Origin of the sequence: Actibacterium sp. (assembly GCF_041584535.1) — a bacterium.
GTDB lineage: Bacteria > Pseudomonadota > Alphaproteobacteria > Rhodobacterales > Rhodobacteraceae > Actibacterium_D.
The window spans coordinates 1-3,012 of record NZ_JBFHDW010000304.1 but is presented as its reverse complement, the minus strand read 5'-3'; the positions used below and the strand labels follow the sequence as shown (position 1 = coordinate 3,012).

At 61.6% G+C, this 3,012-nt stretch carries 4 protein-coding genes and 1 pseudogene; 4 read left to right on the top strand and 1 reads right to left on the bottom strand.

What is annotated here, in order from left to right:
- From ABYW26_RS12720 to ABYW26_RS12710, 3 genes and pseudogenes are all read left to right on the top strand, one after another.
- Positions 1–623: pseudogene (locus tag ABYW26_RS12720) on the top strand (host specificity protein); the annotation flags it as partial.
- Positions 616–1,326, top strand: coding sequence for a DUF2793 domain-containing protein (locus ABYW26_RS12715; RefSeq protein ID WP_372605274.1), 711 nt, complete (start codon positions 616–618; stop codon positions 1,324–1,326). The pseudogene ABYW26_RS12720 and the gene ABYW26_RS12715, both read left to right, overlap by 8 nt.
- 1 nt (position 1,327) lies before the next feature.
- Positions 1,328–1,651 (top strand): hypothetical protein, encoded by a 324-nt coding sequence (locus ABYW26_RS12710; protein ID WP_372605273.1) that lies wholly within the window; start codon positions 1,328–1,330, stop codon positions 1,649–1,651.
- 21 nt (positions 1,652–1,672) lie between these two features.
- Here the strand turns inward: ABYW26_RS12710 and ABYW26_RS12705 are convergent, their stop codons facing one another.
- Positions 1,673–2,011, bottom strand: a complete 339-nt coding sequence (locus tag ABYW26_RS12705; RefSeq protein WP_372605272.1) for a TraR/DksA family transcriptional regulator — start codon at positions 2,009–2,011, stop codon at positions 1,673–1,675.
- An 84-nt stretch (positions 2,012–2,095) separates the two neighbouring features.
- On the opposite strand from ABYW26_RS12705, the gene cysE reads away from it, so the two are divergent.
- A complete protein-coding gene (gene cysE, locus ABYW26_RS12700) occupies positions 2,096–2,908 on the top strand; it encodes a serine O-acetyltransferase (protein ID WP_372605271.1) in 813 nt (270 codons plus the stop codon).
- Positions 2,909–3,012 lie beyond the last annotated feature (104 nt).

Below are 3,012 nucleotides of genomic sequence, written 5' to 3'. Positions count from 1 at the left end.
GCGATGGCAGCAGCGGCAATTGGGAGGTGATCCAGTTCGCCACCGCGACGTTGGTCGATATCGATACCTATGATCTGAGCCTGCGTCTGCGGGGTCAGGCCGGGACCGATGGCATGATGCCGGATGTCTGGCCGGAAAACAGCTATGTCGTGGCGCTGGATGGCAAGCCGCAGCAGATCGCGCTGGCCGCGTCCGAACGTGGATTGGCGCGGCATTACCGGGTGGGACCGGCGGGGCGGGCCTATGACGATCCCAGCTATACCCATCTGGTTGAGGCGTTCGACGGCATCGGGCTGCGGCCTTATGCGCCTTGCCATCTGAGGGTCACGGGAAGCTTTGGGGCGAATTTTCAATGCAGTTGGGTGCGCCGCACCCGCGTCGATGGCGACAACTGGGCCTCGTATGAGGTGCCTTTGGGCGAGGCGCAGGAATTGTATCACCTGCGGGTGCGCGATGGCACTGGCGCGATCCTGCGTGAGGTTTTCCCGACCACGCCGAAATGGACCTATTACGCCGCATTTCAGGCCAGCGACGGTGTGACCGCGCCATTCAGCATCGAAGTTGCCCAGGTCTCCGACCGGTTCGGGGATGGGCTTTTTGAAAGGATCGAGATCAATGGATGAGACCACGATTTTGCAACTGCCGCTGGTGCAAGCGGCACAGGCGCAGAAACATGTGACCGTGAACGAAGGGCTGCGGCGGCTGGATGGGCTGGTGCAACCCTATCTTCTGAGCGTGAGCGAAGCCACGCCTCCGGTCACGGCGGCCGAGGGCGATTGCCATTGGGTGCCGGCGGGCGCAGTGAACGATTGGTCTGGTCATCCGGGCGAGATCGCGATCTTTGCCAATGGCGGCTGGACCTTCGCCACACCGCGGCGGGGTTGGCGCGGGTGGAGCGTCGAGCAGCAGGCCGAGGTGATCTTTGACGGCACGACATGGCAGGCCGGGGCGTTGGCGTTTTCGCCGCATAGCGCGGCGATGCAGATACGGGTGATGGAATTTGACCACACGATTGTCTGGGGCAGCACCAATGTGACCAGCGTACAAGTGCCTTCGCACGCGATCATTTTCGGGGTGACCGGACGGGTGACCGAAAAGATCAAGGGCACGCTGACGTCGTGGCGGCTGGGAACCGCGACCGATGACAGCCGCTATGGGTCGGGGCTGGGCACCGAGGTCGGGTCGTTCGTCAAGGGTGTGTTGGGCGTGCCGACGGCGATTTACGCCGACGAGCCGCTGTTGCTGACGGCGGTGGGCGGAAGCTTTCTGAGCGGCTCGGTCCGGCTGGCGGTGCATTACGCGGAACTGACCTTGCCGACGCTGTAACATGCGCCCGGTCCTGCATGGGGATGTGGTCGCTGCGGCGCGGGCGTTGTTGACCTTGCCCGAGGCCGCGCGACCGGCCGCGATCCAGCGCATGTTGGTGCTGGCAGATGCGGCCGATGCCTATCGCAAGCGCTTTGGCCGGGCGCATTCGGCTTGGGGCAACGGGTCGCTGATGGCGGCGGCGATGCCGGCGGTGCGCGGCCCCGAGCCGTTTCTGGATGCGCCCGATTATTGCCGGTGCCTGTCGCTGGTCTTTGATACTCTGGTCATGTGGCGATCCGAACGGGCGGCGCTAAATCGAGGGCGGGCCTGCGGCCCGGATTGAGTATTTTCGCCAAGAAAAGGATCAGCCTTTCGCGCAGCCAATACAGGTTGGCGTGGTTGGATCAAAGTGAAGCCGCGCCGGGGCGATGTCGTCGCCGCATTCGACGCAATATCCGAACTCATCCGCGTCGATCCGGGCAAGGGCAGCGCGGATGCGCGCGGCGGTGGTGTCGCGCCGTATTTGCTGGGCGCGGGCCATGGCCTGCTGTTGCATCGCGTCCATGCGCGACAAGCGGCCGACCGATTGCTGATCCAGTGTGACGGTGCGTGTGGCCTCGGCGCCCAAGGATTTTTCGGTGTCCAAATCTTGCAACATGTGTTGCAATTCAGTGCGATAGGCGGCGATTTCGGCGGGGGTCATTTTCACAAATCCGTTTGAGCACTGTAAAAATTGCCCTTTATGAGATATCTGTTATAGGACGGTCTCGCAACGAAAGGGCAGATCATGGCTAAGATACGCGCGAAGGTGGCCTCGGTTGATCCGGTATGGCAGCGGTTGAGTGATGAAGCAGAGCAGGCCATTCGTGACGAGCCGCTGTTGGGCGGCTTGGTGCATTCCAGCATCCTGCACCATCGCACGCTTGAGGCGGCCTTGGCCTATCGGATTGCCCTGAAACTGTCGTCGGGCGAGATGTCCGACCAGATGTTGCGCGAAATCTGTGATGCGGCTTATGAGTCCAACGCCTGTTTGTCAGAAGCGGCGCGCGCCGATCTGATGGCAGTGTATGACCGCGATCCGGCCTGCCACCGCTATTTGCAACCCTTGCTGTATTTCAAAGGCTTTCAGGCGGTGCAGGCTTACCGCGTCGGTCATTGGTTGTGGACCGAAGGGCGGCACGATCTGGCGTATTTTATCCAGATGCGGGTGTCTGAAGAATTCGGCGTGGATATTCACCCGGCGGCGCGGATTGGCAAAGGCATCATGATCGACCACGCGCATTCGGTGGTGATCGGGGAAACTGCTGTGGTGGGCGACAACGTATCGATGCTGCATTCGGTGACCCTGGGCGGGACCGGCAAGGAAGAAGAGGATCGTCACCCGAAAATTGGTGATGGGGTTCTGATCGGTGCCGGGGCCAAGGTTCTGGGCAATATCAAGGTTGGCTGCTGCTCGCGGATTGCGGCGGGCTCGGTCGTGTTGGAAGACGTGCCCGAAGGCAGCACCGTCGCCGGGGTTCCGGCCAAGATTGTTGGCAAGGCCGGTTGCGATCAGCCGAGTGTGACCATGGATCAGCTATTGCCGGGCTGCGGTCAGTAAACTCAGTAAATTAAAAAGAAAAGCCCGCCAGATTTCTCTGGCGGGCTTTTTGTGTGCTGTGTTGACCGATCAGGCCAGCATGGTGATCGGGTTTTCCAGAGCGT